Source organism: Telluria sp. ZB4P34, from assembly GCF_059686055.1.
Genome location: NZ_JCASIF010000016.1, coordinates 41,790 through 67,405, shown reverse-complemented (window position 1 = coordinate 67,405; position 25,616 = coordinate 41,790). Strand labels below are relative to the sequence as shown.

Genomic DNA, 25,616 nt, shown 5'->3' with positions numbered 1-25,616 from the left:
TCAGACCGGGCAGCTGCCTGCGGCGCGGTAGTCGATGACCTTGATCTTGCCGTTGATGATGTCGGTGCGCACGGCGTTCACGCGCTTTTCGATCTCCGGCGAGACGACCTTGCGGTTGTCCTTGTCCAGGACCCAGTCCACGCCGCCTTCCTTCAGGCCCTTGTGGGTGACGCCGGCCTTCCAGGTGCCGTTCTTCTGCGCCATGAAGGATTCGTAGACGGCGTTGTCCACGCGCTTGACCATCGAGGTCAGCATGGTGCCCGGGTGCAGGTAGTTCTGGTTCGAATCGACGCCGATCGCCAGCTTGCCCTTGGTCTTGGCCATCTGCAGCGCGCCCATGCCGCTGCCGCCGGCCACCGCGAACACCACGTCGGCGCCGCGGTCGAACTGCGCACGCGCCAGCTCGCCGCCCTTGGCCGGGTCGTTCCAGGCCGCGGCGGTGGTGCCGACCATGTTCTGCATGATCTCGACTTTCGGGAACTGCGCTTTCGCACCCTGGGTGTAGCCGCAGGCGAAGGCGCGGATCAGCGGGATGTCCATGCCGCCGACGAAGCCCAGCTTCTTGGACTTGGAGGCCATGGCGGCGGCGACGCCGACCAGGTAGGAACCTTCCTGCTCCTTGAACATCACCGAGCTGATGTTGCTGCCCTGCGCGACGCTGTCGACCAGCACGAAGCGCACATTCGGGAATTCCTTGGCGACCTTCTGGACGGCCTGGGTCTGCGAGAAGCCGATCGCGGCGATCAGGTCGACCTTCTTGCGCGCGAGGCCGCGCATCACCTGCTCGGCCTGGGTGTCGCTGTTGGCCTGCACTTCGAGGACCTTGATGCCGGTCTCCTTCGAGAAGCGCTGCAGGCCTTCGAAGGCCGACTGGTTGAACGATTTGTCGAACTTGCCGCCTGCATCGTAGACCATGCCCAGCTTCGGCGCGGCCGGTGCCGCAGTTGCGATGCCTGCGCTGCCGGCGACGCACAGCGCCGCAATGGTCATGGTGAGTTGCTTGAGTTTCATGAATGAGGCTCCTGGGAATTTCGATATTGTACCCGGCCCGGCAGTCGCTCAGGAACGGGGTGCGCAAGCTGCATCGCCAAGGGCGCCAATGCGCTGACAATGCGAAGCGCATTGTGTCAGCCGCGGGTCGCGCCTGTGGTTACGATTTGTATCGCAGAGACGTTTCTCTCGACAGAAGCTGCTACATGTAGCTTGAGTGCAACAGCCCCGGAGCCGAAACGACCGCGACGCCGCGCTTTCTCGGGAATTCCGGATGGCCGCAGCTCAGCCTGTCAAATATGCATCAAGCGACATATTGATGACAAATACGATTTTACTTGGCAATTTATTCCAAGGAAATATAACTGCTGACAATTTTGGCCAACTATTTTGCGATGGCGCTCAGCGTATCGACGGCCGCGAGCGTCAAGGGCGTCCTGGCGTCCGGCTTGGGACCGACTTCCTTGCCGACTTCGACCAGCGCCGGAACGGCCTCAGGCAGGCCAGGCTCGGCGGCGGGAAGCTGGGGCGGGGCGGCCGGCTTGGCGAACTGGCGCGTCAGGAAGCTGGCGATCAGCGCCTGTGTCGCTTCCAGGTAGGGGATGCTCATGTGGTCCGAGCCGGGCACGGTATCGTCGCCTACCAGGGTGGCCAGCTTGCCCGCCAGCTGGTCGGTGTGCGAGTGCGGCACCACGTCGTCCTCGAAGGCGCGCAGCACGTAGGTAGGCGCCTTGAGCGAGGGCGCATACTTGATCGACTCGAAGCGGTGGCGCAGCATGTACTCGATCGGCATCACGCGGAAGCGCCGCTTGGCGATGGCCAGGATGGAGTCGTAGGGCGTGATCAGGACCACCGAATGGACCGGGCGTTCCTTCGCCACCTGCACCGCGACGCCCGAACCGAGGCTGCGGCCGACCACGGCGATGCGCGCGGCATCGACCTGGCCAAGCTCGGCGAGCCAGTCGAACAGGGTGCAGCCGTCGTCGATCATGTGGATTTCGGCCGGTACGCCATGCGACTGGCCGTAGCCGCGGTAGTTCATCGCCAGCACGGTCATGCCGGGAAACAGCTTGCCGGCGTCGCGCGCGACCCAGGACACTTCCTCGGAGCGGCCGCCGAAATACATCACCGCGGGACGCGGGCCGGGAACGAGGGGGGTGAGCAGCCAGCCGCACAGGCGGGTGCCGTCCTTGGCACGCAGCACGACAGGTCGCGTGCGGTGCCCGGTGCTGCGCGGGCTCTCGCATTCCGGCGTGATGCAGGGGTTGAACACCAGGCGGCGCTGGTTGGCCGCCACGGCGGCGGTCACGGTCAGCCACAGGAAGCTGGCAAATCCCGTGATCCCCGCCGCCATTTTCTTTGAGGTGTCCATGCTGCCAGTCTACCCCTGACTCAGCAATTTGTTCTGTGCGGCACTTCGCTAAGTCGACCGTATGATGGATGAGTGGCAGAAAAGTTGGGTTATTACAACAGCAGGGCGCGCAAAGCAGGGGCCTGCGGCCCCCGGCTTCATTCGGGCGCGTGGCGGCCGGAGGGGCCGGCCGCGACGTATTGTTCGACGTCGGTCGCCGTGTGGTCGATGCGCACGTCTTGCTGGTTGGCGTGGTCGCCCGCTTCGGCGTGCCGGCCGGAGCCGGCCTGCTCGCCACCCATGCGCTTGCCCAGGTATTCCGAGGCCAGCACGCCGGCGGCCGACAGCGCTGTCAAGGCCAGCGAGCCGCCCCTGGCATGGGCGCCCTGCCTACGCAGCACCAGGTTGGCGGCGCCCACGAGCAGGGCGGCGCCGGTGAGGGCGGCATGCAGCTGGCCTTCGCGCCTGGCTTCGCCCTGCGGCTTGTCGGCCACGTAGTCGGCCACGCCGGCGGCGCCGGCCGCCAGCCCGCCGACGATGCCAGCCCCCATGCTCAGGTAGGAGGCCTTGGCATAGTCTTCGTCGCCGGTGGCGCTGTGCATGGCGTCGAGGATGAAACCGAAGGGGATGAGGATGGCCGGCGCCGCGCTCAGGATCGAGTGCAAGGGTTGGCCGGCAATGGTGATCTTGTTCATGGCATGCTCCTGGCGGTGGTTGCTGTCCCGTCAAGTGTGGCATAGGGCGGGGGAGGGGCACGCACGCTTGGGCTGGAACGGCTCGGCTGCACGCCCCGCTTCACACGTGGTAGATTGTCCATTCCAGCCCTGCGCCACCAGACATCGGAGACCCCGTGCACTACCTGCTCATGTATGACCTCGCCCCCGACTACCTCGAACGCCGCGGCGAGTTCCGCGATGCCCACCTGAAGCTGGCCTGGGACGCGCAACAGCGTGGCGAACTGGTGATCGCCGGCGCGCTGGCCAACCCGGCCGACCGCGCGGTGCTGATGTTCAGCTGCGACAGCCCGGAACCGGTGCAGATGTTCGCCGCCAGGGACCCCTACGTCATCCACGGACTGGTGCGCGCCTTCCACGTGCGCCAATGGAATACGGTGGTCGGCGACGACGCGTTCGCTCCCGTCCGCCCGGACTGAGCTTCTTGACGGCACTGCACTGAACATCATGTAAGATTGCCCGGCTTGTCAACCCAGCCGGAGCGTTCATGCAAACTGCCGTCAACCTGTGGCCGCTGCTCGGCGTCGCCGTCATCGTCGCCGGGTTCCTGCTGCGCGCACATCCCGTGCTGGTGGTGGTGGCCGCCTGCGGCGTCACCGGCGTCGCCGCCACGATGCCGGTGGAAAGCATCCTCGCCTCGCTCGGCACGGCCTTCGTCAAGACGCGCAACCTGCCGCTGATCCTGCTGCTGCCGCTGGCCGCCATCGGCCTGCTGGAACGCTTCGGCCTGCGCGAGCGCGCCCAGGCGGCGATCGCGAAGGTGCGCTCGGCCACGGCAGGGCGCCTCTTGATCGTCTACCTGTTCGCACGCGAAACCTCGGCCGCCGCCGGCCTGACCAGCCTGGGCGGCCATCCCACCATGGTGCGGCCGCTGGTCGCGCCGATAGCCGAAGCCGCAACCGAAGCACAGTACGGCAAGCTGCCCGAGCCGCTGCGCCACCGGATCCGCGCCATGGCCGCCGCCACCGACAACGTCGGCCTGTTCTTCGGCGAAGACATTTTCGTGGCCTTCGGCGCCATCGTGCTGATGCAGACCATCCTGAACGCCGAGGGCATCGCGGTGGATCCGCTGCACATCGCCTTGTGGGGCATCCCGACCGCCGTCACCGCCTTCGTCATCCACGCCTGGAACCTGGGCCGGCTGGACGCGCGCATCCGGCGCGAGCTGGGGGCGCCGAAGGCATGATCACGCTCGACCATTTCTACGTCCTGGTCGGCCTGCTGTTCGTGGCCGTCGCCGTGATGAACCTGCGTGACCGCAGCAACCCGCGGCGCTTCACGACCGCGCTGTTCTGGGGCCTGTACGCCTGCCTCTACCTGGCGGGCGAACGGCTGCCGCCGGCCCTGGTCGGCGCCCTCATGATCCTGATGGCGCTGGTAGCGGGTTTCAAGGGCGTCGCCGCGGGCAGGCCGGAAGTGCCGTCGGAAGCGCAGCGCCGCGCCACTAGCGGGCGGCTCGGCAACCGCCTGTTCATTCCGGCGCTGATCCTGCCGCTGGTGACGATGCTGGGCGCCACGCTGTTCTCGGACGTGCAGGTCGGCGGCGCGCCGCTGCTCGACCAGAAGCACCTGACCCTGGTGAGCCTCGGCGTCGCCGCACTGGCGGCGCTGGCGGCCGCCTGCTGGCTGACGCGCTCTACGCCGCTGCAGGGCGTGCGCGAGGCGCGCCGCCTGGTCGATGCAATGGGTTGGGCCGTCGTGCTGCCGCACATGCTGGCGGTGCTCGGCCTGCTGTTCACCGAGGCGGGCGTGGGCAAGGCCGTCGCGCACGTGACCACTTCCTATATCGGCATGGATTCACGCTTCATCGCCGTGGCCGTGTTCTGCATCGGCATGGCCCTGTTCACCATCGTGATGGGCAACGGCTTCGCGGCCTTCCCCGTGATGGCGGGCGGCGTCGGCATTCCGGTGCTGGTAGGCGTCTACGGCGCCAATCCCGCCGTGATGGCGGCGATCGGCATGTTCAGCGCCTATTGCGGTACCTTGATGACGCCGATGGCGGCAAACTTCAACATCGTGCCGGCCGCGCTGCTCGATTTGCCCGACAAGAATGCCGTGATCCGGGCCCAGATCCCGACCGCGCTGCCGCTGCTGGTGGCGAACATCTTCCTGTTGTACTTCCTGATGAACCAATGATCAAGACTGTCCTGCTTACCGGCTTCGAACCGTTCAACAAGGCGATCGTTAACCCTGCGTGGGAGTCTGTGCGGGCGCTGGAAGGGTGGGGCGGCGCGGGCTTTCGCGTCGAAGTGCGCCAGCTGCCCTGCGTATTCGGCGCGGCCAATGCGGCACTGGCGGCGCTGGTGGACGAACTGCATCCGGATATCGTGATCGCCGTCGGCCAGGCCGGCGGGCGGGCCGAGATCTCGGTGGAACGGGTGGCGATCAATGTCGACGACGCCTCCATCCTCGACAATGCCGGCCGGCAGCCGGTCGACAGTCCGATCGTCGAGGGCGGACCAGCGGCCTATTTCACCACCCTGCCGATCAAGGCGATGGTGGCCGCGATGCGCGCCAAGGGCTTGAACGCCGGGGTGTCGCAGACCGCGGGCACCTTCGTGTGCAACCACGTCTTCTATGGCTTGATGCACCACACGGCCGGCAAGCCGGTCAAGGCGGGCTTCGTCCACGTGCCGTTCCTGCCGGAGCAGGCCGAACAGCGGCCGGACGATCCGCCCTCGATGGCACTACGCGACATCGTCCTCGGCATCATGACGGCGGTCGAAACGGCCGTGCACGTGGAGCGCGACGAGGCGCACGTGGGCGGGGCGACCCACTGAGCCGCCCGCCAACGTGCGCCATCGTCCGACCCGGGGCGGGCCCCGCGACGGATCAGGCTCGGCAGATTAACGCTTTTCCTGCAGCTTCTCGCCAGCGCGCTCCAGGGCGGCGCCGGTCTTGTCGCCCACCTTGTCCGAAGCAGCCTTGACTTCGGCAGCGGCTTCCCTGGTTTCCTGCCTCACTTCGGCGCCGGCTTCGCGCACGTTCTCGCCGGCGTTCTCGGCTGCCTGCTCGATGTTCTCGCCGGCACGGTCGGCGGCGGCGTCGACGCGTGCGGCTGCGTTTTCGGTCGCGTTCTCGACGTTCTGTGCAGCTTCCTTGGTTTCCTCCGCAGCGTTGGCCGCAGTCGCGTCGATCGCCGCGCCGGCTTCCTGTGCAGGACCGGTGTTCGGGTTGTCGTCCTTCTTGCAGCCGGTGGCCATCACGGCGACAGCCAGCATCAGGGCGGAAAGGGTAGCGGTGGTTTTCATGGTGTGCTCCTTGTAAAAGGGTTCAGGTTATTCATCTTTTGATAAGAGTTTGCACCACTCGGCAGTTGAGAACGGTGCGCGAAGTAACGCAGAATAGAGAAAATATTGCTTCTTCAACAAAATTAATGGAGACGGGTGTTGTAATCGGTTTTATCGAATACCGATTGCCTTGGAGTGTGTAGGACGCGGATGTTAGGATGAATCAATGGACAGACGAAATGATTACAAGACAGCACTTCTGATCGATGCCGCCATCCACGAGGCGGCAAGCGAAGGCCGTCCGCGCGCGGCGACCGAACTGGCCAAGCTGGGTGTGCCGCTCGAGGTCACGATGCGCGTGCTCACCCGGCCGGTGGAACGTCGCCACCAGATCGCCTCCCTCAGCACGGTCGCCGTGGCGCTCAAGCGGCAGTAAGCATGGCGCAGGCCGGACGGGACCGGCACTGCGCGAGAACCGTCAGGATGCCTGGTCTTCCGGGAACAGGATGTTCAGGAAAGCCCGCACCACCGGCGCGTCGCCCTCCACCGGATAAGTGATGTAGAGGTTGGCCGAGGGCGGGTTGTGCCTGATCGGCAGGAAGCGCACGCCTGGCCAGCCGATACGGCTGGTGGTCTGCGGCAGCAGGGCCACGCCCAGGCCCGCGCCGACCATGGCCAGCAGGGTCTGCGGCTCGGCCGCTTCCTGGAAGATGGTCGGCTGGAAGCCTGCGTTGACGCAGCACTGGATCAGGTAGCGCGGCTCGGCCGACTGGTCCAGGTGCAGGGTCAGCATCGGTTCGCCCGCGATATCGGGCAGCTCGATCGCATCCTGCTGCGCCAGCGGATGCTTCGCGTTGATCGCCACGCACACGTTCTCCCGGAAGCACAGGTCCTGGCGCAGGCCCGCCCCCTTCAGCACGTCCGCCTCGATGCGCGGCTCGCGCCAGAAACCGACATCGATCTGTTTCGCGCGCAGCGCTTCCCATTGGTCGTTCGGCCCCGATTCGTGGATGGTCCAGGTCACGCGCGGATACTGGCTCTGGAACTGCTCCAGCAGGGCGGGGATGGGGCCCCACATGGCCGAGCCGACGATGCCGACCCGCAGGCGGCCGACTTCGCCGCGGTCGATCTGGCGGATGGTGTCGATCGTCATGCGCATCTTGGCCAGCAGTTCGGCCGCTTCTCCCATCAGGGCCTTGCCGGCCACCGTCAGCTCGAAGCTGCGCGTGGTACGCGTGAACAGGCGCACCCCGAGTTCCGCTTCCAGCTTCATGATCTGCTGGCTCAGCGGCGGCTGCGAGATGTGCAGGCGTTCGGCCGCCCGCGAGAAGCTTTTTTCTTCGGCCACCGCGAGGAAGTAGCGCAGCTGTTTCAGGTCGATCGACATGGCGCGCCCCCCGGGGTCAGGCTGTGGTGGCGGCCAGCGCCACGGCCAGGCGTGCGCCCACCAGCGCATTGTGCTTGACCAGGGCGATGTTGGTGGCCAGGCTCCGTCCCTGCGTCAGTTCCTTGATGCGCGCCAGCAGGAAAGGCGTGACGGCCTTGCCTTTCACGCCCTGGGCGTCCGCTTCGCCGAGGGCCTGGGCGATGATGGCGCCGATTTCCGCGGCCGGCATCGCTGCTTCGCTTGGGACCGGGTTGCTCACCACCACGCCGCCCGCCAGGCCGAGCGCCCACTTGGTGCGGATGAAGCTTGCCTGGGCTGAAGGCGTGTCCAGCTGGAAGTCGGCCTCGAAGCCGCTCTCGCGGGTGAAGAAGGCCGGGAAGCCGGGCTGGCCGACGCTCAGCACCGGCACGCCGTGGGTCTCCAGGTATTCGAGGGTGAGTCCGATGTCGAGGATCGACTTCACGCCGGCGCAGACCACGGCCACGCTGGTCTGTGCCAGCTCCTGCAGGTCGGCCGAGATGTCGAAGCTGGTCTCGGCGCCGCGGTGCACGCCGCCGATGCCGCCGGTGACGAAGACCTCGATGCCGGCCAGCTGCGCGCAGATCATGGTCGCGGCCACCGTGGTCGCGCCCAGGCGCCTTTGCGCCAGCACGTAGGCCAGGTCGCGGCGGCTGACCTTCATCGCGTCGGGCGAAGAACCCAGCAGCTCCAGTTGTTCTTCGGACAGGCCGACGCAGATCTTCCCGTCGATGATGGCGATGGTGGCCGGCACCGCGCCGGCGTCGCGGATGATCCCCTCGACTTCGCGTGCGGTCTGCACGTTCTGCGGATAGGGCATGCCGTGCGAGATGATGGTCGATTCGAGCGCCACGACGGGCTTGCCGGCGGCGCGCGCGCTTGCCACTTCGGGCGAGAACAGGAGGAAGGATTGCATGTCAGTCCAGGTCGGATGCGTTGAGGAGGACAACCGGAGGGGTGTCGAGGTGGCCGGGTTCGAGCGCCGGGCAGACGGTCTGCCCGCACGCGATGGTCAGGGCGGCGAGCTGCAGGCCGCGGCGGCAGGCCAGGGCGAGATCGGCGCCATCGCCGGCGCCATGCAGCGACCAGCACACGGCGGCGGCGAAGGCGTCGCCGCCGCCGGTGACGTCGACGACCTCGCCCGCGGGCGCAGGCAGGCGCATCACGCCGGCCGGGGAGGTATGCGAGACCCCGCGCGCGCCGCAGGTGACGATCACGTCCTGCGCACCCTGGCGCTGCAGCTCGGCGCAGGCAGCCTTGACGCCGGCATCGCTGTCCAGCGGGTAGCCGGCCCGCGCCGCCAGCTCGCCTTCGTTCAGGATCAGGAGACGCAGGCCGGGCAGCATCGACGGCAGGTGCGCCATCTTCGGCGCCGAGACGGCCACCAGCACCAGCGGCACGCCGTCGCGCGCGGCGTCGTCCAGCAGGGCGGCGATGGACTCGATCGGCAGGTTCAGGTCGGCCACCACCAGGGCGGCGCCGGCGCGCTGCTGCTGGCGGGTGGCGAGAAAGCCTGGGGTGAGGGCATCGTTGACGGCCATGTCGGCCAGCGCGACCACCATCTCGCCGTCCCCGTCCAGCACGGCCGTGTAGGTGCCGCTGCCGGCGCCATCGACGCGCAGCGCGCCGCGGGTATCGATGCCTGCGTCTTCGGCATGGGCGAGCAGGGCCTTGCCGGAGGCGTCGTTGCCGACCGCCGTGACCAGGGCCACCGGAGCGCCCAGGCGCGCCAGGTTCTCGGCGATGTTGCGGGCCACGCCGCCGAAGGATTCGTCCTGGGTGGCGGGATTGGAGGTGCCGAAGGCCAGCTTTCCGCTGCTGCGCAGCTTGCGGTCGAGGTTCGCGGCGCCGATGCAGACGATCGGACGCCGGTCCGGCAGTACATAGGCGCGCCCCAGGATGCGGCGTTCGCGCACCAGGGTGGCGATGTAGTTGGCCACGGCCGAGCGTGACAGCTTCAGCTGGCTGGCAAGCTCCTGCTGCGAAATGAAGGGATTCGCGCGGATCAGCTCATACAACTGTTCTTTTTTGGGCAGCTCGTTCACGGTGGCAGGCCTGGGGTGATCTAAACAAATGTTCGTCGATACTAGATAAATGTTTGAAGCATGTCAAAGCAAACGTGGCTGTCGCTATTGCCCTGTACCAGGAGGTCAACAATACACCCGCTGATTTATTTTTTAAACCAATAAATCGACAAGAAAAATGGTATTTGCCCACCATATCGCCCCTCATGCATAGTTATAATATTCCGGCTGATATGTGTCTCCTCGCTACTGTCTGGTAGCCATTACCCTTAGCAGCATCCATACCAGCCCCTCCCCACGCCTCCCGAATTCGCACACAAGGACGACCATGTTCAGCAACACCCCTTTTGAAGCAGCAGAAGTCATCAAGGCCCGCAAGCCGGGCTTCGCACCGCGCGCCGCGCTGATCCTGGGCTCGGGCCTGGGTGTGCTGGCCGAGCAGATGACGGACGTGGTCTCGATCAGCTATGCCGACCTGCCGGGTTTCCCGATCAGCACCGTGCATGGCCATGCGGGCGAGCTGGTGCTGGGCCTGCTTTCCGGCGTGCCGGTGGTGTGCATGAAGGGCCGCGGCCACTTCTACGAAGGCTATGGCGCCAACGTGATGACGTCCGCCGTGCGTACCTTCAAGCTGATCGGCTGCGAGATGCTGCTGGTGACGAACGCCGCCGGTTCCCTGCGTCCCGAAGTGGATGCGGGCAGCGTCGTGGTCCTGAGCGACCACATCAACCTGCTGCCGGGCAGCCCGATGGCCGGCCCGAACGACGAACGCTTCGGTCCGCGCTTCTTCAGCATGGCCAACGCCTACGACGCCGAGCTGCGCGCCCTGATCAAGGAAACCGCGGCCGCCAGGAACATCACCCTGCACGAAGGCGTGTACCTGGCCTGCCCGGGCCCGAACTTCGAGACGGCTGCCGAAATCCGCGCCTTCAAGACGCTCGGCGCCGACGTGGTCGGCATGTCCGTGGTGCCGGAAGTGATCTCCGCGCGCCACTGCGGCCTGAAGGTCGCCGGCATCTCGGCGATTACCAACCTGGCCGAGGGATTGACCCCGTTCCCGCTGTCGCACGAGCAGACCCTGAAGTACGCCGCGATCGCGGCCAAGGACCTGGTCACCCTGATCCATTCCTTCATCGAGCGCCTGGGCGCGACTCCCGCTTCTTCCAACTAAGCGAAGCCAACTCATTCCATAAGCGAGCGATCCCATGTCACGCGCATTCATCCTCCTGCTTGACTCGTTCGGCCTGGGCGCCTTGCCCGACGCCGACAAGTACGGCGATCAAGGGGCCAACACCTTCGGTCATATCGCAGCCTGGGCGGCGCAAGAGGGCAAGCCGATGGCGCTGCCGAACCTCGAGCGCCTCGGCCTGGCCGCCGCCGCCCACAAGGCCAGCGGCGAATGGGCCGCCGGCTTCGGCCAGCGCGACGGCTTCACGGGCGCCTGGGGCGCCGCGCGCGAGCAGTCGACCGGCAAGGACACGCAGAGCGGCCACTGGGAGATCGCCGGCGTGCCGGTGCTGTTCGACTGGGGCTACTTCCCGAAGACCGTGCCGTCCTTCCCGGCCGAGCTGACCGACAAGCTGCAGGCGCTGACGGGCGTGCCGGGCTGGCTGGGCAACTGCCACGCCTCGGGCACCACCATCATCGACCAGCTGGGCGACGAGCACGTCGCTACTGGCCGTCCAATCCTGTACACCTCGGCCGACTCGGTGCTGCAGATCGCCGCGCACGAAGAGCACTTCGGCCTGGAGCGCCTGTACCAGGTCTGCGAAGCGGCCTATGAACTGGTCAAGCCCTACAACATCGGCCGCGTGATCGCGCGTCCCTTCCTGGGCGAGAACGGCAAGTACAAGCGCACCAGCAACCGCCACGACTACGCCGTGCCGCCGACCGCACCGACGCTGCTCGACCACGTCAAGAACGAGGGCGGGGAAGTCATCGCGCTGGGCAAGATCAGCGACATCTTCGCGGCCCAGGGCGTGACCCAGCTGATCAAGGGCGTCGACAACATGGCGCTGTTCGACCGCCTGGTGGAAGTCGCCGACAGCGCGCCTGAAAAATCGCTCACGTTTGTCAACTTCGTCGACTTCGACATGCACTTCGGCCACCGTCGCGACGTCGCCGGCTATGCGAACGCCCTGCACGAGCTGGACGCGCGCCTGCCGGAATTCATGGCGAAACTCAAGGATGGCGACCTGGTCGTCATCACCGCCGACCACGGCTGCGACCCGACCGCGCCGGGCTCGGACCACACCCGCGAACATATCCCGATGATCTTTTTCGGCCCGAAGGTCGCCCCGCAGGAACTGCCGATCGCCTCGACTTTCTCGGATATCGGCGCAACGCTTGCCAAGCACCTTGGCGTCAAACCACTCTCGAACGGAACCGCACTGCTATGACCCAGCCCCTGGACTTCAAACGTAATACCGCCGTCGGCCTGGACCTCGGGCTGGTCAGGCACGTCAAGGTGAACCGCAACGCGGCCGACCGCCGCGCCGCGAGCCTGGCGAACCGCCGTACCGTCAAGAAGGAATACCAGGCCGCCTGGCTGGTGCGCGCCGTCGAGTGCATGGACCTGACCACCCTGGGCGGCGACGACACCCCGGGCCGGGTCGAGCGCCTGTGCATGAAGGCGATGCGCCCGCTGCGCGCGGACCTGATGGCGGCACTGGGACTCGAGAAGTTGACCACCGGCGCAGTCTGCGTGTACCACGAGATGATCGGGCCGGCCGTGAAGGTCCTGCAGGGCCGCCTTCCGATTGCCGCGGTGTCGACCGCCTTCCCGGCCGGCCTGTCGAGCCTGGAGACCAAGCTGCGCGAGATCGAATTGAGCGTGGCGGCCGGCGCGACTGAAATCGACATCGTGATCACCCGCCAGCACGTCTTGCTGGGTAACTGGCAGGCGCTGTACGACGAGATGCTGGCCTACCGCCAGGCCTGCGGCGACGCGCACGTGAAAGCGATCCTCGCCACCGGCGACATCGTCACCCTGGACAACGTGGCCAAGGCCTCGATGGTCTGCATGATGGCCGGCGCCGACTTCATCAAGACCTCGACCGGCAAGGAAGGCGTCAACGCCACCATCCCGGTGTCCCTGGTGATGACGCGCGCGATCCGCGACTACTACGAGCAGACCGGTTTCCAGGTCGGCTACAAGCCGGCCGGCGGCGTGAGCACGGCCAAGGCCGCGCTGCAATACCTGACCGTGATGAAGGAAGAACTCGGCAACGACTGGCTGCAGCCGCACCTGTTCCGCATTGGCGCCTCGAGCCTGATGACCGACATCGAACGCCAGCTCGAACACTACGTGACCGGCAACTACTCGGCCGCCCACCGCCACGCGCAACCATAAACAGCTACGGATTCGTCATGCCCACTATTAAAGAGATTCTTCAGACTATGGATTACGGCCCCGCACCAGAAAGCACCAAGGAAGCAAATGCGTGGCTGGACCAGCATGGACGCCGTTTTGGCCTGTTCATCGACGGCGCGTGGACCGATGCAGCGGAGACCTTCGCCACCAGCAATCCGGCCGACGCCAGCGAACTGGCGCAGGTAACGCAAGCGACCAGCGACGACGTCGAACGCGCCGTGCAGGCCGCGCGCCGCGCCCAGCCGGGCTGGGTGGCGCTGGGCGGCCATGGACGCGCGCGCGTCATGTATTCGCTGGCCCGCCTGCTGCAGAAGCATGCGCGCCTGTTCGCCGTGCTCGAGACCCTGGACAACGGCAAGACCATCCGCGAAACCCGCGATGCCGACCTGCCGCTGGCAGCACGCCACTTCTACCACCATGCAGGCTGGGCTGCGCTGCAGTCGGAAGAATTTGCGGACTACCGCGCCGTGGGCGTGGTCGGCCAGATCGTGCCGTGGAACTTCCCGCTGCTCATGCTGGCATGGAAGATCGCCCCGGCCCTGGCCGCCGGTAACACCATCGTGTTCAAGCCGGCCGAGTTCACTCCCTTGAGCGCCTTGCTGTTCGCCGAGATCTGCCAGCAGGCCGGCGTGCCGGCCGGTGTGGTCAATATCGTCACCGGCGACGGCGCCGTGGGCGAAGCCATCGTGAACCACCCGGGCATCGACAAGCTGGCCTTCACCGGCTCGACCGAAGTGGGGCGCATCATCCGCAAGGCCACCGCCGGCACCGGCAAGAAGCTGTCGCTGGAACTGGGCGGCAAGTCGCCCTTCATCGTGTTCGACGATGCCGACCTGGACGCAGCCGTCGAAGGCCTGGTCGACTCGATCTGGTTCAACCAGGGGCAGGTCTGCTGCGCAGGCTCGCGCCTGCTGGTGCAGGAATCGGTGTACGAGCGCTTCATCGCCAAGGTGAAGGCGCGCATGCAGAACCTGCGCGTCGGCTCGCCGCTCGATAAATCGAACGACATCGGCGCGCTGGTGGACCCGATCCAGCAGCAGCGCATCCACGCGCTGGTGGAATCGGCACGCAGCGAGGGTTGCGAAGTCTGGCAGCCGGCCTGCGAAGCGCCGGCTGCCGGCTCGTGGTACCTGCCGACCCTGATCACCGGCGCCTCGACCTCGGCCGCCGTGGCGCAAGCCGAAATCTTCGGCCCGGTGCTGGTGGCGATGAGCTTCCGCACTCCGTCGGAGGCGGTGCAGCTGGCGAACAACACCGTGTACGGCCTGGCCGCCTGCGTGTGGTCGGAATCGATCTCGCTGGCGCTGGACGTGGCGCCGCAGATCAAGGCCGGCGTGGTGTGGATCAACACCGCCAATCAGTTCGACGCCGCCTGCGGCTTCGGCGGCTACAAGGAATCCGGCTTCGGCCGCGAAGGCGGCAAGGAGGGCATGTACGAGTACCTGACCCCGCTGTCGGAAGATGCACGTCCTGCCGCGCCGGTGGTACCTGAAAAAGCTCGCGTGAAAGCGTCGGACGAGGGCAGCCCCTTCGCCGTTGACCGCACCGCCAAGCTCTACATCGGCGGCAAGCAGGCACGTCCGGATGGCGCCTACAGCCGCGCCATCAACGGCGCCAACGGCGCCTTCCTGGCCGACGTCGGCGAAGGCAACCGCAAGGACATCCGCAATGCCGTCGAAGCCGCGCACAAGGCATCCGGCTGGGCCAAGGCCACCGCGCACAACCGCGCCCAGGTGCTGTACTACATCGCCGAGAATCTGGCCATCCGCGCCGACGAATTCGCCGAGCGCATTGCTGCGCAGACCGGCTCAAAAGAAGCCGCACGCGAGGTGCAGGCGTCGATCGAGCGCCTGTTCTACTGGGCCGCGTGGTGCGACAAGTACGACGGCGCGGCCCACCAGCCGCCGATGCACGGCATTACCGTGGCGCTGAACGAGCCGGTCGGCGTGATCGGCATCATCTGCCCGAACGAGAACCCGCTGCTGGGCTTCATCTCGCTGGTCGCTCCGGCCCTGGCGCTGGGCAACCGCGTGGTGGCGGTGCCGTCGGAAACGGCGCCGCTCTCGGCGACCGACCTGTACCAGGTGCTGGATACCTCGGACCTGCCGGGCGGTGCGCTCAACATCGTCACCGGATCGAGCGCGGAGCTGGCGCGTACGCTGGCCTCGCACTCTGACGTGGATGCGGTGTGGCGCCATGACGGTTCTGCCGAGGGCTGCGCGGAAGTGGAGCGCTTATCAAGCGATTCGCTCAAGCGCACCTGGGTCGGCGGCGCGAAGGGGCGTGACTGGTTCGATGCGAAGCAGGCGTGCGGGCGTACGGTGCTGCAGCATGCGAGCCAGGTCAAGAACGTCTGGATTCCGTACGGCGTCTGATTGAATTATTGGCGCCTGCGGGCGTCGTAGGGTGGGCGGGTCTCCCGCCCGCGCGTTCAAATCATGTATCCCGGCCCGCTCGGTGGCTGATCATGGGACGCTTGAACGCGCGGGGTGAATCGGGCCGGGGGCCCGATTCACGAGCCGCCCACCCTACGTTATAGAAAAGGATTGATATGTTCCTCCCCCAAGAAATCGTCCGCAAAAAACGCGACGGCGGCGTCCTGAGCGCCGAAGAGATCGGGTTCTTCGTGCGCGGCATCCCGGACGGCAGTACCACCGAAGGCCAGATCGCCGCGCTGGCGATGGCGGTCTACTTCAATGACATGAACATGGACGAACGCGTCGCCTTCACGCTGGCGATGCGCGATTCCGGCCTGGTGATGGAATGGACATCGCTGGACCTGCCGGGCCCGGTGGTCGACAAGCACTCGACCGGCGGCGTCGGCGACGTGGTCTCGCTCATGCTGGGCCCGATGATCGCGGCCTGCGGCGGCTACGTGCCGATGATCTCGGGCCGCGGCCTCGGCCACACCGGCGGCACCCTCGACAAATTCGATTCGATCCCCGGCTACAGTACTGTCCCTGACCCGGACACCTTCCGCCGGGTGGTGAAGGACGTGGGCGTGGCCATCATCGGCCAGACCGCCCAGCTGGCGCCGGCCGACAAGCGCTTCTACAGCATCCGCGACACCACGGCGACCGTGGAGTCGGTGGCCATGATCACCGGTTCGATCCTGTCGAAGAAGCTGGCGGCCGGCCTGGACGCGCTGGTCATGGACGTGAAGGTGGGCAGCGGCGCCTTCATGCCGAGCTACGCCAAATCGGTAGAGCTGGCCGAGAGCATCGTCCACGTCGGCAACGGCGCCGGCACGCGCACCTCGGCGATCCTGACCGGCATGAACGAGTCGCTGTGCCACGCCGCCGGCAATGCCGTCGAAGTGCGCGTCGCGATCGACTACCTGACCGGCAGGTCGCGCCCGGCGCGCCTGCACGAAGTGACGATGGCGCTGTGCGCCGAGATGCTGGTCATCTCGGGCCTCGCCGCCAATGAAACCGAGGCCCGCGCCAGGCTGCAGGCGGCGCTGGATTCCGGCGAAGCCGCCGAGCGTTTCGCGCGCATGGTGACCGCCCTGGGCGGTCCTGCCGACCTGATGGACAAGCCCGACGCGCACCTGGAGACGGCGCCGGTCATCGTACCGGCGCCCAGCCTGCAGGCCGGCTTTGCCGGCGCGGTCGATACCCGCGGCCTGGGCCTGGCCGTGGTGGCGCTGGGCGGTGGACGCGTGCGTCCGCAGGATACGATCGACTTCGCCGTCGGCCTGACCGGCCTGGCGGAACTGGGCGACGGCATCGCGGTCGGCCAGCCGCTGGCCATGGTCCACGCCCGCACCCGGGACGCTGCCGAGCGGGCGGTGCGCCAGGTGCAGGCCGCCTACCAGATCGGCCCTGACAAACCGGCTGCCGAGCCGATGATCTACCGCACCATCCGCCCTGAATGAGCCTGGATATGAAATACGCAAAACTCATCGACGAAGCGCGCGCCGCGCGTGAACTGGCCTACACCCCCTACTCGAAGTTCCAGGTCGGGGCCGCGCTGGAATGCAGGGATGGGCGCATCTTCCGCGGCTGTAACGTGGAAAACGCGTCCTACGGCCTGTGCAACTGTGCCGAGCGCACCGCCTTCTTCAGCGCCATCGCTGCCGGCTACAAGCCGGGCGATTTCACGGCGCTGGCCGTCATCGGCCAGACCGACGGCCCGATCGCTCCTTGCGGCGCCTGCCGCCAGGTGATCCTGGAGCTGGGCGGCAATACGCTGCCGGTGGTATTGACCAACCTGAACGGCGACGTATTCGAGACCACGGCGGCGGCCCAGCTGCCGAACGCGTTCGGCGGCCGCGACTTGAATCAGTAAGCTTCTGCATGCGCGAGGGCAGCGCCCTCGCATCCCCTGCGGGCCATCCCCCGGCCCGACCCAGCCTGTCCAGGCGATGTCAATGCCACCGCATACCAATGTTGATTTTTTGCGACATCGGCAACAGCACGGTTTACACCATCGAGTCCTAATACCACTTCAGATGTGGTCTGTCTCTCTTACCTAATAGCAAGGCGAACCCAACTTCGCATTCGCCTGATACCAGTTGCGTGTTTCATCCCTGTCAACGCATAGGCCTATACCAAAATCTCATGGTCAACTCAAAATTGGTAGTGCTTTGGTATTAAAAGGAGGGTATATTGGTCACAAACTGGTTTAGTAGAGGGTGTAACAGCTTAGTTCGATAATCAGGCGGTGCAATGCACGGCTATTCCATGAGGGGACACACATGCAGCGTGAATCAAAACCATTCAATCTCACTCCATTTGCCGCCGCGGCGGCAATGTTGGTAGTGAGCCTGAACGCGAATGCTCAGCAGGAGAACACGGATGCGGCGGCCACCGTCGTCGTGACCGGTATCCGGGCATCGATGCAGGAGTCGATCAACCAGCGCCGCAATGCCGACTCCTACGTGGAAGTGATCACGGCCGAAGACGTGGGCAAGCTGGCCGACAAGAACGTGGCCGACTCGCTGCAGCGCCTGTCGGGCGTGAACGTGGCGGCGGCCGGCGGTTCCGAGGGCAGCTTCGGTGAAAACGACCGCGTCTCGCTGCGCGGCACCCCATCGTCCCTCACGCTGACCACCCTGAATGGCCACTCGGTCTCGAGCGGCGACTGGTTCGCCGACAACATCATCGCCGGTGGCCGCAGCGTCAGCTTCACCCTGTTCCCGTCCGAACTGATCGGCCGCGTGACCGTCTACAAAGGCTCCCAGGCCAGCCTGATCGACGGCGGCGCCATGGGCCTGATCGACATCGAGACCCGCAAGCCGCTGGACCTGCTGCGCAAGCAGACTTTCACCGGCCAGGCCAGCGTCGGCGCGATGCACTCCGAATACGCCAAGAAGACCGATCCGCAACTGAGCGGCATGGTCGCCTGGCGCAACGATGCGGCGACGGTCGGTGTGCTGGTCCAGGGCTTCCACCAGAAGCGCCACCTGAGCCGCGTTGCTCAGGAGAACTCGATCTGGTACGACAAGGTCGAAGCCGGCTCGCCGATCGCGAACGCGATTCCCGGCTCGGTCGGCGCCATCGTCAACTACCTGGGCGGCACCGCCTGGTTCGAGCAGGAGCGTACCCGCACCGGCGGCCTGATCGACCTGCAGATCCGCCCGAACCGCGACCTGAACCTCGACCTGACGGTCTTCCATTCGAAGATGGATGCGCCGAACGTCAACCACAACTTCATGCAGACCATGGGCCGCTTCCTGGGTAACTCCTGGGCCGCGCCATCCTTCCCTGCAGCGAACGTCAAGGGCACGGTCAGCAACGGCGTCATCACCTCGGTCTCGGCCACCGTGCCGGCCAACTGCACGGTGTGCGCCGACATGTCCGGTTCGATCCAGGAAATCTTCGCCCGTCCGGTCGCCGAGAGCCAGTCGCAGTTCGTCAACCTGGACGGCAAGTACCGCATCAACGAGCTGTGGACCGTGAGCGGCAAGATCGGCACCACCAAGGGCCGCGGCAATACCGAAAGCGGCGCGCTGAGCAACCCGATTCCCTTCGGCCCGATCAGCTATACGCTGAACGGCAGCGACAAGCCGATCACCTACGTGACCGCCGGCAGCGACAAGCACGCCATCGGCGGCGGCTACGGCGGCGTGCCGGGCACCTTCGGCTCCCACGTCACCTCGAAGGACCAGGAAAGCTACGGCCAGCTCGACCTCGAGCGCAGCATCGACGATTCCTTCTTCCGCGCCGTCAAGTTCGGCGTGCGCACCGCCCGCCACAAGCGCAGCCTGTCGGTGATCGACAATGGCCCGCTGCCGGGACTGACCGATCCGAAGAACCTGCCGCTGGCCAGCCTGACGACCTTCCCCGAACACCTGTCGGACGTGGCCGGCGTGGGCTCGAACTACTGGACCTTCAGCCAGCAGGGCGTGATCGACTGGGTGCGCAAGTACACCGCCTTCCTGGTGCGCCGCAGCCAGGCCGAGTTCGACATCAAGGAGCCGACCACCTCGGCCTATGTGCAGGGTGATTTCGGCAACGACACTGGCCTGTCCGGCAACGTCGGCGTGCGCTTCGCCCGCACCAAGGAAAACGTGCTCAAGTACGAGATGGGCCCGTCGGGCAACTTCGAGCCGCGCCGCTACGAGAACACCTACAAGGACGTGCTGCCGAGCCTGAACATCCGCTACGAGCTGGCGCGCGACCTGATCGTGCGTTCCGGCCTGAGCCGCACGCTGGCGCGTCCGGAACTCGGCGCCATGGCCGGCATCGACCTGCGCGACCAGCAGCGCACCGGCACCACCGGCAACCCGAACCTGGCGCCGATCACCTCGGACAACTTCGACATCGGCGTCGACTGGTACTTCGCACCGCGCTCGCTGCTGGCCGCCAATGTGTTCTACGCCGACATCGACGGCTACGTGTCGTATGGCGCCAGCTCGGGCACCTACTGGAACCAGCAGGCCCAGGCGAACACCCTGTACACCACCAGCTCGCCGATCAACTCGACGGCCAAGGTCAAGGGCCTGGAGCTGAACTGGATCCAGTCGCTGCCGATGGGCTTCGGCGTCAACGCCAACTACACCTACACCGATGCGGAAGAAACCGGCCGCAAGCCTGGATCGGCCTGCGGCGCCGTGCAGTTCGCGGACTGCACCATGATCGGCGCGTCGAAGAACGCCTACAATGCCGGCGCCTTCTTCGAGAACGACCGCTTCAGCGCCCGCGTCAACTACAGCTGGCGCTCGGGCTTCCTGAACGGCTTCAGCCGCAACACCGCGCAGTACCAGGATGCCGTCGGCACGGCTTCCGTCACCTTCTCGTACCGCATCAACGAGAACCTGAGCCTGTCGCTGGACGGCAAGGACCTGAACAACCCGACCCACCGTTCGATCGTCAAGAATCCGGGCGCGCAAGACCTGCCGGGCTCGATCTACCGCAACGGCCGCCAGTGGTTCCTGTCCCTGAACGGCAAGCTGTAATCTAGCTTACGCCAACCCGGCGGGGGCCAAGGCCTCCGCCTTTTGTCATGAGGAGTGCGACATGAAAAGCGCTTCGGAAATCAAGCAGATCGTGATCGTTGGCGGGGGCACGGCGGGCTGGATGAGCGCCCTGATCCTGGTCGACACGCTGGCGCAGTCCGACACCATGCGGGGAGCGACCATCACCCTGCTGGAGTCGCCCGTGGTCGGGACCATCGGCGTCGGCGAAGGCTCGACCCACGCCCTCAAGCGCTTCTTCGATTCGCTGGAGATCAGCGAAACCGAATGGATGCCGGCCTGCCATGCCACCTACAAGTGCGGCATCACGTTCGAAGGCTGGTCGACCCGTCCCGGCTTCACCAGCTACTTCCACCAGTTCTCGACGATGGTGGACAACCTCACCCAGCCGATCTTCATGGCCAACGTGCAGGCGCGCCTGCGCGGCGTGGATGCGCCGGCCTGGCCGAACGATTACTTCCTGTCCGCCCAGCTGGTCAAGAACAGGCTGGCGCCGGTCAATCCCGAACACTTTCCCTTCACCGCCAGCTACGGCTACCATTTCGACGCCGCCCTGCTGGCCCGTTTCATGCGCAAGAAGGCGCTGGAGCGGGGCGTGCGCCATCGCCAGTGCCACATCGTCGCCTCGACATTGAGCGCGTCGGGCGACATCGCCTCGGTGCGGTCGGAAGAGGGCGAGGAGTTCGCGGCCGACCTGTTCGTGGATTGTTCCGGCTTCGCCGGCCTGCTGATCGACAAGGCCCTGAACACGCCCTACCACAGCTACGCCAGGGACCTGGCCAACGACGCCGCGGTGGCCCTGCCGACACCGCACGAAGGCAAGGTGGCCCCGCACACGCTGTCCACTGCCCTGAAGCACGGCTGGGCGTGGCAGATCCCCCTGACCAGCCGCTTCGGCAACGGCTATGTCTACAGCAGGCAACACTGCAGCGCCGACGAGGCGGAATGCGAGCTGCGCGAACGTCTCGGCCTGCTGGACGCGGACGTGCCGGCTCGCCACCTGGCGATGAAGGTCGGCCGCGTGGAGCAGCACTGGAACCGCAACTGCGTCGCCATCGGGCTGTCGCAGGGTTTCCTGGAGCCGCTGGAAGCGACCGCGCTGTTCCTGACCCAGACGGCGGCGGCGATCTTCGCGGACTTCCTCACCGCCGGCGACTACGGCGAGCGCGCGCGCCAGGCCTACAACCGCGAAGTCAATGGCTACTTCGACGGGCACCGCGACTACATCGTGGCCCACTACAAGACCAACAGCCGCCTTGATACCGCCTATTGGCGCGAACGTGCGCAGAACCTGGGTTCGGTCTCGGACTCGCTGCGCATGGTCTTCGAAACCTGGCTCGGCGGGCGCGACCTGGCCGCGGAGATCACCCGCCAGGGGCTCGACAAGTATTACCCGATCGGCTCATGGTATGCGCTGCTGGCCGGCATGGGGATCTTTCCGCCATCGGTGCCGGCGCCGCCCAATCCGGCCTATGCGCAGCAGACGCGCGACATGGGCGAATTCCTGCGCCGCTGCACGCTCAACTTCCGCGACCACATGGAGGTGCTGCGCGAGTACGAACAGCCCGCTGCACAGCAGGCCCGGGTCGCGTGAAGCCGCGGCAAACCTCAGCCCGCGTTGAGCTCGGCGACGAAGTCGTACATGTCGCCGCGGAAGAACGAGCGGCAGAACTCGACGGCGCGCCCGTCGGCAAGAAAACCGAGCCGTTCCACGCACAGGCCCGCCGCGCCCGGTTTGGACTGAAGCAGTTCGGCCTGCTCTTCGTTCAGGGTGATGGCCGACAGGCGCTGCAGCGCGCGCACCGGACGGTGGCCGGTCTTGCCGAGCGCCTCGTACATCGAGGCGCCAACCTCGTCGATGCCGCCCAGTGCGCTGCCGGTCAGGGTTGCGTACTCGATGCACATCGGAATGCCGTCGGCGCAGCGGATGCGGTTGAAGCGGTACACCGGTGCTCCCGGCGACAGCCGGAAGCGCATGGCCTCTTCCGGCGTCACGGTGCCTTGCTGGCGCTTGAGCCAGCGGCTGCTGGGGACCTGGCCGCGCGCCCGGATGTCTTCCGAGAACGAGGTCAGCTTGGCAAAGTTCTTTTCCACCCGCGGCTGGACGTTGATGTAGGTGCCGGAACCGGGATTGCGCGCCAGGATGCCGTCCGCCACCAGACCGTCGATGGCCTTGCGCACGGTGATCCGCGATATGCCGAGCTCGGTAGCCAGCTGGCGCTCGGCCGGCAGGGCCCGGTTCGGGCCGAATACCCCCTGCTCGATGGCCTGGCGCAACGCAATATCGAGCTGCTGGTACAGCGGCAGGTTTCCGCTCGCCGCAACGGTGTGCATGATCGCCAAAAGCGCACTCATCAGAATGTTTCCTTAAGTAAATTCTTGCTCGGGCAGCCAGGCATGATAACAAAAAACGCATGCAGGCCGCATTAGCCAGGAACAGCAGTTTCCCCTTCGACGCCTGCAAAGGCCAACCCTCCGGCGGGCTGCCATGCGGCGGCGCCGGTCTTGCACAAGGAATGACGATGAAGCTGAAAGTTGTTTGCATTTTGCTCGCCCTGTCGACAGGCGTCCAGGCGGCGCCGCTGATGCGCGGGCCCTACAAGCACGTGCCCCAGCACCTGGGCGAGGACCTGGTGATCGCGGCGGCGCCGGGCGGCGTGCGGGCGCCCTACGTCGACGCAGGGAAGGCAATGTACGGCAATGCAACCGTGTCCCTGGCCTTCGCCACCGGCGAGTGCGGCAAGGAGACCTGGGGCGAGCCGGATGCGGATGCGCTCATGAAGGCCAACGTCCCGGCCTTCGTGCGGGCCGGGGTGCCCTATGTGATCTCGACCGGCGGCGCCGAAGGCATGTTCACCTGCAGCTCGAAGGCCGGCATGGACCGCTTCGTGCAGCGCTACATGTCGCCGATGCTGGCCGGCTTCGACTTCGACATCGAAACCGGGCAGACCGAGAAGCAGGTGGCCAGCCTCGTCAAGCAGGTGCGCTATGCCCAGCAAAAATATCCGAAGCTGCGCTACAGCTTCACGATCGCCAGCATCGCGGCGTCTGACGGCAGCCGCAACAGCCTCAACGAAACCGCCCGGATGGTGCTCAGGCAGGTGCGCAAGGGTGGCATCCGCAACCCGGTCTTCAACCTGATGGTGATGAACCATGGCGAGGCCACCCCGGCCAATTGCGTGCCGCTGGCGAACGGCAAGTGCGACATGGGCCGATCGGCGATCCAGGCGGTGCGCAACGTGCACGAGCGCTATCAGGTGCCGCTGTCGCAGATCGCCATCACGGCCATGATCGGCCGGAACGACCGGCCGAACAACGAGACCACGATCGAGGATGCGCGGATGATGACGGAAGCGGCCGAGAAGATGGGACTGGCGGGCCTGCACTACTGGTCGCTCGACCGCGACACGCCCTGCGTCGAAAAAGTCACCGAAGCCAGTCCGGTGTGCAGCGGCCTCGATGTGCCGGCAGGCGACTACGCACGGGCTTTCGGCCTGAAGTAATCCGGTATACGCCCCCCGTCCGGCCCGGCCGGCGGACGGGGAGGGCGCCGTGTTCAGGCGCGCTGCGCCTCGTGGTCGAAGCCGGGCACCGGGATGGACCCCGTGGCCTCGAGGCTGCCAGCCAGCCAGTCCCTGACCGCCACCAGGGCAGGTTCCGCGAACCCGTAGGTCATCAGGGCGGGCGCGTCGATGTCGAGCGCATGATAGGGATTCCACAGCGCCAGGTGCAGGTCCGGTTTCCAGCTGCGCCGCGCATGCTCGCCGTAGCGCAGGCGCGAGGTGGAGGCCAGGATGGTGTAGCTGCCGTCGTCGGGCAGCGTGCTCCAGTCGAAGTCCTCGGCGTCGGCGAATGTCACCAGCTCGAGTTCGCCCAGCCGGCCCAGGCAGGCCGCGATCTCCTCGGCCGGCACGCCGGCTTCCGACACGCCATCGCTCACCACGTCGCGGCGCGCGACCAGGCGCAAGCGGACGCCAGGCGCCGGGCGGCGCGGCGCGCCGTAGGCGCTCAGGCCGCGGCGCCAGCCCTCGTCCATGCAGCGCCGGTCGGCTTCCTCCTCATGATAGTGGGCCTGCACGCTGGGGTAGCGCCCGGCCAGGGCCGCCAGCCTGGCCCCGCGCTGCGCGGCCTCGGCGAGCGGCAGCGCACCGCAGGCCAGGGCCTGTGCGATCGCGTCCAGCGTTTCTTCCTGGGTTTCCCGGGTGCCGAGCGCCATCACCATGTCGGCGCCCGCTTCGAGCGCGCGCACCGCCGCCTGGCCGGCGCCATAGCGCCCGGCGATGGCATGCATGTCCATGCCGTCGGTGATGATCACGCCGCGGTAGTGCCACGCCTCGCGCAGCAGGCCGGTGAGGATCGGCCTGGACATGGTGGCGGGGTACTCGGCGTCGAGGCAGGGATAGACGATGTGGGCGCTCATGATGGCTGGCGCATAGTGCGCCGCCAGCCGGAACGGCTTGAACTCGAAGTCCTGCAGTGCCTGCAGGGGTTTGTCGACCACGGGCAGGTCGCGGTGCGAATCGACCACCGTGTCGCCGTGTCCCGGGAAATGCTTGACGCAGCAGGCCACGCCCTGCGACAGGCTGCCTTCCATCCACGCCAGCGCCAGTTCCGTGGCGCGTCCGGGCTCGGCGCCGAAGGAGCGCTCCGCGATCACGGGATTGTCCGGATTGTTGTTCAGGTCCAGCACCGGCGCGAAGTTCCAGTTGAAGCCGAGCGACCTGACGGCGCGCGCGACGGCAGCGCCGGTGCGGCGCGCCAGGTCGAGGTCGTCGGCCGCGCCCAGGCCCATCGCCGCCGGCGGCGGCGGCAGCCAGGTCGAGCGCACCACCGCGCCGCCTTCCTGGTCGACGCCGATCAGCGCGGCGGGGCCCATGGCTTCGCGCAGGTCGGCGGTGAGTTTGCGCAGTTGTTCAGGGTCGCGCATATTGCCCCGGAACAGGCACACGCCGCCGATGTCGTTGTCCCGGATGAATGCTGCCGTCGAGGCGTCGAGTTCGGTGCCGGGAAAGCGGATCATCATCAACTGTCCGGCTGTCTTCCTGTACTGCTGGTCCTGCCTCGTCTGGCTCATCTGGGCTCCGTGCTG

At 66.5% G+C, this 25,616-nt stretch carries 23 protein-coding genes; 14 read left to right on the top strand and 9 right to left on the bottom strand.

All coding sequences use genetic code 11. The features are described 5' to 3' along the window. From AC56KL_RS19875 to AC56KL_RS19865, 3 genes are all read right to left on the bottom strand, one after another. On the bottom strand, positions 1-1,011 hold the full coding sequence (locus AC56KL_RS19875) for a BMP family lipoprotein (RefSeq protein ID WP_497181900.1): 1,011 nt from the start codon (positions 1,009-1,011) through the stop codon (positions 1-3). A 364-nt stretch (positions 1,012-1,375) separates the two neighbouring features. Continuing rightward, complete coding sequence (locus AC56KL_RS19870; protein WP_497181899.1) at positions 1,376-2,362, bottom strand: alpha/beta hydrolase; 987 nt, start codon at positions 2,360-2,362, stop codon at positions 1,376-1,378. 137 nt (positions 2,363-2,499) lie between these two features. Further along, positions 2,500-3,036, bottom strand: coding sequence for a DUF2231 domain-containing protein (locus tag AC56KL_RS19865; RefSeq protein WP_497181898.1), 537 nt, complete (start codon positions 3,034-3,036; stop codon positions 2,500-2,502). 155 nt (positions 3,037-3,191) lie between these two features. Between AC56KL_RS19865 and AC56KL_RS19860 the strand changes: the two genes are divergently transcribed. From AC56KL_RS19860 to pcp, 4 genes are all read left to right on the top strand, one after another. Further along, positions 3,192-3,494, top strand: coding sequence for a YciI-like protein (locus AC56KL_RS19860; protein ID WP_497181897.1), 303 nt, complete (start codon positions 3,192-3,194; stop codon positions 3,492-3,494). 68 nt (positions 3,495-3,562) lie between these two features. Continuing rightward, the gene (locus tag AC56KL_RS19855; protein WP_497181896.1) at positions 3,563-4,261 is read left to right on the top strand and encodes a DUF969 domain-containing protein; all 699 of its coding nucleotides are present in this window, start codon (positions 3,563-3,565) and stop codon (positions 4,259-4,261) included. Further along, on the top strand, positions 4,258-5,211 hold the full coding sequence (locus AC56KL_RS19850; RefSeq protein ID WP_497181895.1) for a DUF979 domain-containing protein: 954 nt from the start codon (positions 4,258-4,260) through the stop codon (positions 5,209-5,211). Before AC56KL_RS19855 ends, AC56KL_RS19850 begins: the two co-directional genes overlap by 4 nt. Continuing rightward, complete coding sequence (gene pcp / locus AC56KL_RS19845) at positions 5,211-5,855, top strand: pyroglutamyl-peptidase I (RefSeq protein ID WP_497181919.1); 645 nt, start codon at positions 5,211-5,213, stop codon at positions 5,853-5,855. The genes AC56KL_RS19850 and pcp overlap by 1 nt, the downstream gene beginning before the upstream one ends. A 66-nt stretch (positions 5,856-5,921) precedes the next feature. Here pcp and AC56KL_RS19840 read toward each other — a convergent pair whose 3' ends face one another. Continuing rightward, positions 5,922-6,326 carry a hypothetical protein gene (locus AC56KL_RS19840; RefSeq protein WP_497181894.1) on the bottom strand — a complete coding sequence of 135 codons (405 nt, stop codon included), beginning with the start codon at positions 6,324-6,326 and terminating at the stop codon, positions 5,922-5,924. 205 nt (positions 6,327-6,531) lie between these two features. On the opposite strand from AC56KL_RS19840, the gene AC56KL_RS19835 reads away from it, so the two are divergent. Next, on the top strand, positions 6,532-6,741 hold the full coding sequence (locus AC56KL_RS19835) for a hypothetical protein (protein WP_497181893.1): 210 nt from the start codon (positions 6,532-6,534) through the stop codon (positions 6,739-6,741). A gap of 42 nt (positions 6,742-6,783) precedes the next feature. Here the strand turns inward: AC56KL_RS19835 and AC56KL_RS19830 are convergent, their stop codons facing one another. From AC56KL_RS19830 to AC56KL_RS19820, 3 genes are read right to left on the bottom strand one after another with little or no spacing between them, the layout of a single operon-like run. Continuing rightward, positions 6,784-7,692 (bottom strand): LysR family transcriptional regulator, encoded by a 909-nt coding sequence (locus tag AC56KL_RS19830; protein WP_497181892.1) that lies wholly within the window; start codon positions 7,690-7,692, stop codon positions 6,784-6,786. Between the two features lie 16 nt (positions 7,693-7,708). After that, the gene (locus tag AC56KL_RS19825; protein WP_497181891.1) at positions 7,709-8,626 is read right to left on the bottom strand and encodes a pseudouridine-5'-phosphate glycosidase; all 918 of its coding nucleotides are present in this window, start codon (positions 8,624-8,626) and stop codon (positions 7,709-7,711) included. Between the two features lies 1 nt (position 8,627). Beyond that, positions 8,628-9,755, bottom strand: coding sequence for a carbohydrate kinase (locus tag AC56KL_RS19820; RefSeq protein ID WP_497181890.1), 1,128 nt, complete (start codon positions 9,753-9,755; stop codon positions 8,628-8,630). 307 nt (positions 9,756-10,062) lie between these two features. Between AC56KL_RS19820 and xapA the strand changes: the two genes are divergently transcribed. The 8 genes from xapA (at position 10,063) to AC56KL_RS19780 (ending at position 22,121) form a co-directional block, all read left to right on the top strand. Further along, the gene (gene xapA, locus AC56KL_RS19815) at positions 10,063-10,905 is read left to right on the top strand and encodes a xanthosine phosphorylase (RefSeq protein WP_497181889.1); all 843 of its coding nucleotides are present in this window, start codon (positions 10,063-10,065) and stop codon (positions 10,903-10,905) included. A gap of 34 nt (positions 10,906-10,939) precedes the next feature. Continuing rightward, positions 10,940-12,133, top strand: coding sequence for a phosphopentomutase (locus tag AC56KL_RS19810; protein ID WP_497181888.1), 1,194 nt, complete (start codon positions 10,940-10,942; stop codon positions 12,131-12,133). Next, complete coding sequence (gene deoC / locus AC56KL_RS19805) at positions 12,130-13,086, top strand: deoxyribose-phosphate aldolase (RefSeq protein ID WP_497181887.1); 957 nt, start codon at positions 12,130-12,132, stop codon at positions 13,084-13,086. Before AC56KL_RS19810 ends, deoC begins: the two co-directional genes overlap by 4 nt. A gap of 17 nt (positions 13,087-13,103) precedes the next feature. Then, positions 13,104-15,482, top strand: coding sequence for an aldehyde dehydrogenase family protein (locus AC56KL_RS19800; RefSeq protein ID WP_497181886.1), 2,379 nt, complete (start codon positions 13,104-13,106; stop codon positions 15,480-15,482). Positions 15,483-15,658: 176 nt separating this feature from the next. Further along, positions 15,659-16,984 carry a thymidine phosphorylase gene (gene deoA / locus AC56KL_RS19795; protein WP_497181885.1) on the top strand — a complete coding sequence of 442 codons (1,326 nt, stop codon included), beginning with the start codon at positions 15,659-15,661 and terminating at the stop codon, positions 16,982-16,984. 8 nt (positions 16,985-16,992) lie between these two features. Beyond that, entirely contained in the window at positions 16,993-17,397 is a 405-nt protein-coding gene (locus AC56KL_RS19790) for a cytidine deaminase (protein ID WP_497181884.1), read from the top strand. Between the two features lie 463 nt (positions 17,398-17,860). Continuing rightward, positions 17,861-20,509, top strand: a complete 2,649-nt coding sequence (locus AC56KL_RS19785) for a TonB-dependent receptor (protein WP_497181883.1) — start codon at positions 17,861-17,863, stop codon at positions 20,507-20,509. Between the two features lie 61 nt (positions 20,510-20,570). Beyond that, the gene (locus AC56KL_RS19780) at positions 20,571-22,121 is read left to right on the top strand and encodes a tryptophan halogenase family protein (protein WP_497181882.1); all 1,551 of its coding nucleotides are present in this window, start codon (positions 20,571-20,573) and stop codon (positions 22,119-22,121) included. A 14-nt stretch (positions 22,122-22,135) separates the two neighbouring features. Here AC56KL_RS19780 and AC56KL_RS19775 read toward each other — a convergent pair whose 3' ends face one another. Further along, a complete protein-coding gene (locus AC56KL_RS19775) occupies positions 22,136-22,882 on the bottom strand; it encodes a GntR family transcriptional regulator (RefSeq protein WP_497181881.1) in 747 nt (248 codons plus the stop codon). A 167-nt stretch (positions 22,883-23,049) separates the two neighbouring features. On the opposite strand from AC56KL_RS19775, the gene AC56KL_RS19770 reads away from it, so the two are divergent. Then, positions 23,050-24,030: a glycoside hydrolase family 18 protein gene (locus tag AC56KL_RS19770; protein ID WP_497181880.1), complete on the top strand. Its 981-nt coding sequence runs from the start codon at positions 23,050-23,052 to the stop codon at positions 24,028-24,030. A gap of 53 nt (positions 24,031-24,083) precedes the next feature. Here the strand turns inward: AC56KL_RS19770 and nagZ are convergent, their stop codons facing one another. Beyond that, a complete protein-coding gene (gene nagZ / locus AC56KL_RS19765; protein ID WP_497181879.1) occupies positions 24,084-25,601 on the bottom strand; it encodes a beta-N-acetylhexosaminidase in 1,518 nt (505 codons plus the stop codon). Positions 25,602-25,616 lie beyond the last annotated feature (15 nt).

Excerpts from the sequence above, each read along its gene's own strand:
- AC56KL_RS19875 (WP_497181900.1), bottom strand. The coding sequence starts at position 1,011 with ATGAAACTCAAGCAACTCACCATGACCATTGCGGCGCTGTGCGTCGCC.
- AC56KL_RS19870 (WP_497181899.1), bottom strand. The coding sequence starts at position 2,362 with ATGGACACCTCAAAGAAAATGGCGGCGGGGATCACGGGATTTGCCAGC.
- AC56KL_RS19865 (WP_497181898.1), bottom strand. The coding sequence starts at position 3,036 with ATGAACAAGATCACCATTGCCGGCCAACCCTTGCACTCGATCCTGAGC.
- AC56KL_RS19855 (WP_497181896.1), top strand. The coding sequence starts at position 3,563 with ATGCAAACTGCCGTCAACCTGTGGCCGCTGCTCGGCGTCGCCGTCATC.
- AC56KL_RS19850 (WP_497181895.1), top strand. The coding sequence starts at position 4,258 with ATGATCACGCTCGACCATTTCTACGTCCTGGTCGGCCTGCTGTTCGTG.
- AC56KL_RS19840 (WP_497181894.1), bottom strand. The coding sequence starts at position 6,326 with ATGAAAACCACCGCTACCCTTTCCGCCCTGATGCTGGCTGTCGCCGTG.
- AC56KL_RS19835 (WP_497181893.1), top strand. The coding sequence starts at position 6,532 with ATGGACAGACGAAATGATTACAAGACAGCACTTCTGATCGATGCCGCC.
- AC56KL_RS19830 (WP_497181892.1), bottom strand. The coding sequence starts at position 7,692 with ATGTCGATCGACCTGAAACAGCTGCGCTACTTCCTCGCGGTGGCCGAA.
- AC56KL_RS19825 (WP_497181891.1), bottom strand. The coding sequence starts at position 8,626 with ATGCAATCCTTCCTCCTGTTCTCGCCCGAAGTGGCAAGCGCGCGCGCC.
- xapA (WP_497181889.1), top strand. The coding sequence starts at position 10,063 with ATGTTCAGCAACACCCCTTTTGAAGCAGCAGAAGTCATCAAGGCCCGC.
- AC56KL_RS19810 (WP_497181888.1), top strand. The coding sequence starts at position 10,940 with ATGTCACGCGCATTCATCCTCCTGCTTGACTCGTTCGGCCTGGGCGCC.
- deoC (WP_497181887.1), top strand. The coding sequence starts at position 12,130 with ATGACCCAGCCCCTGGACTTCAAACGTAATACCGCCGTCGGCCTGGAC.
- AC56KL_RS19800 (WP_497181886.1), top strand. The coding sequence starts at position 13,104 with ATGCCCACTATTAAAGAGATTCTTCAGACTATGGATTACGGCCCCGCA.
- deoA (WP_497181885.1), top strand. The coding sequence starts at position 15,659 with ATGTTCCTCCCCCAAGAAATCGTCCGCAAAAAACGCGACGGCGGCGTC.
- AC56KL_RS19790 (WP_497181884.1), top strand. The coding sequence starts at position 16,993 with ATGAAATACGCAAAACTCATCGACGAAGCGCGCGCCGCGCGTGAACTG.
- AC56KL_RS19785 (WP_497181883.1), top strand. The coding sequence starts at position 17,861 with ATGTTGGTAGTGAGCCTGAACGCGAATGCTCAGCAGGAGAACACGGAT.
- AC56KL_RS19780 (WP_497181882.1), top strand. The coding sequence starts at position 20,571 with ATGAAAAGCGCTTCGGAAATCAAGCAGATCGTGATCGTTGGCGGGGGC.
- AC56KL_RS19775 (WP_497181881.1), bottom strand. The coding sequence starts at position 22,882 with ATGAGTGCGCTTTTGGCGATCATGCACACCGTTGCGGCGAGCGGAAAC.
- AC56KL_RS19770 (WP_497181880.1), top strand. The coding sequence starts at position 23,050 with ATGAAGCTGAAAGTTGTTTGCATTTTGCTCGCCCTGTCGACAGGCGTC.
- nagZ (WP_497181879.1), bottom strand. The coding sequence starts at position 25,601 with ATGAGCCAGACGAGGCAGGACCAGCAGTACAGGAAGACAGCCGGACAG.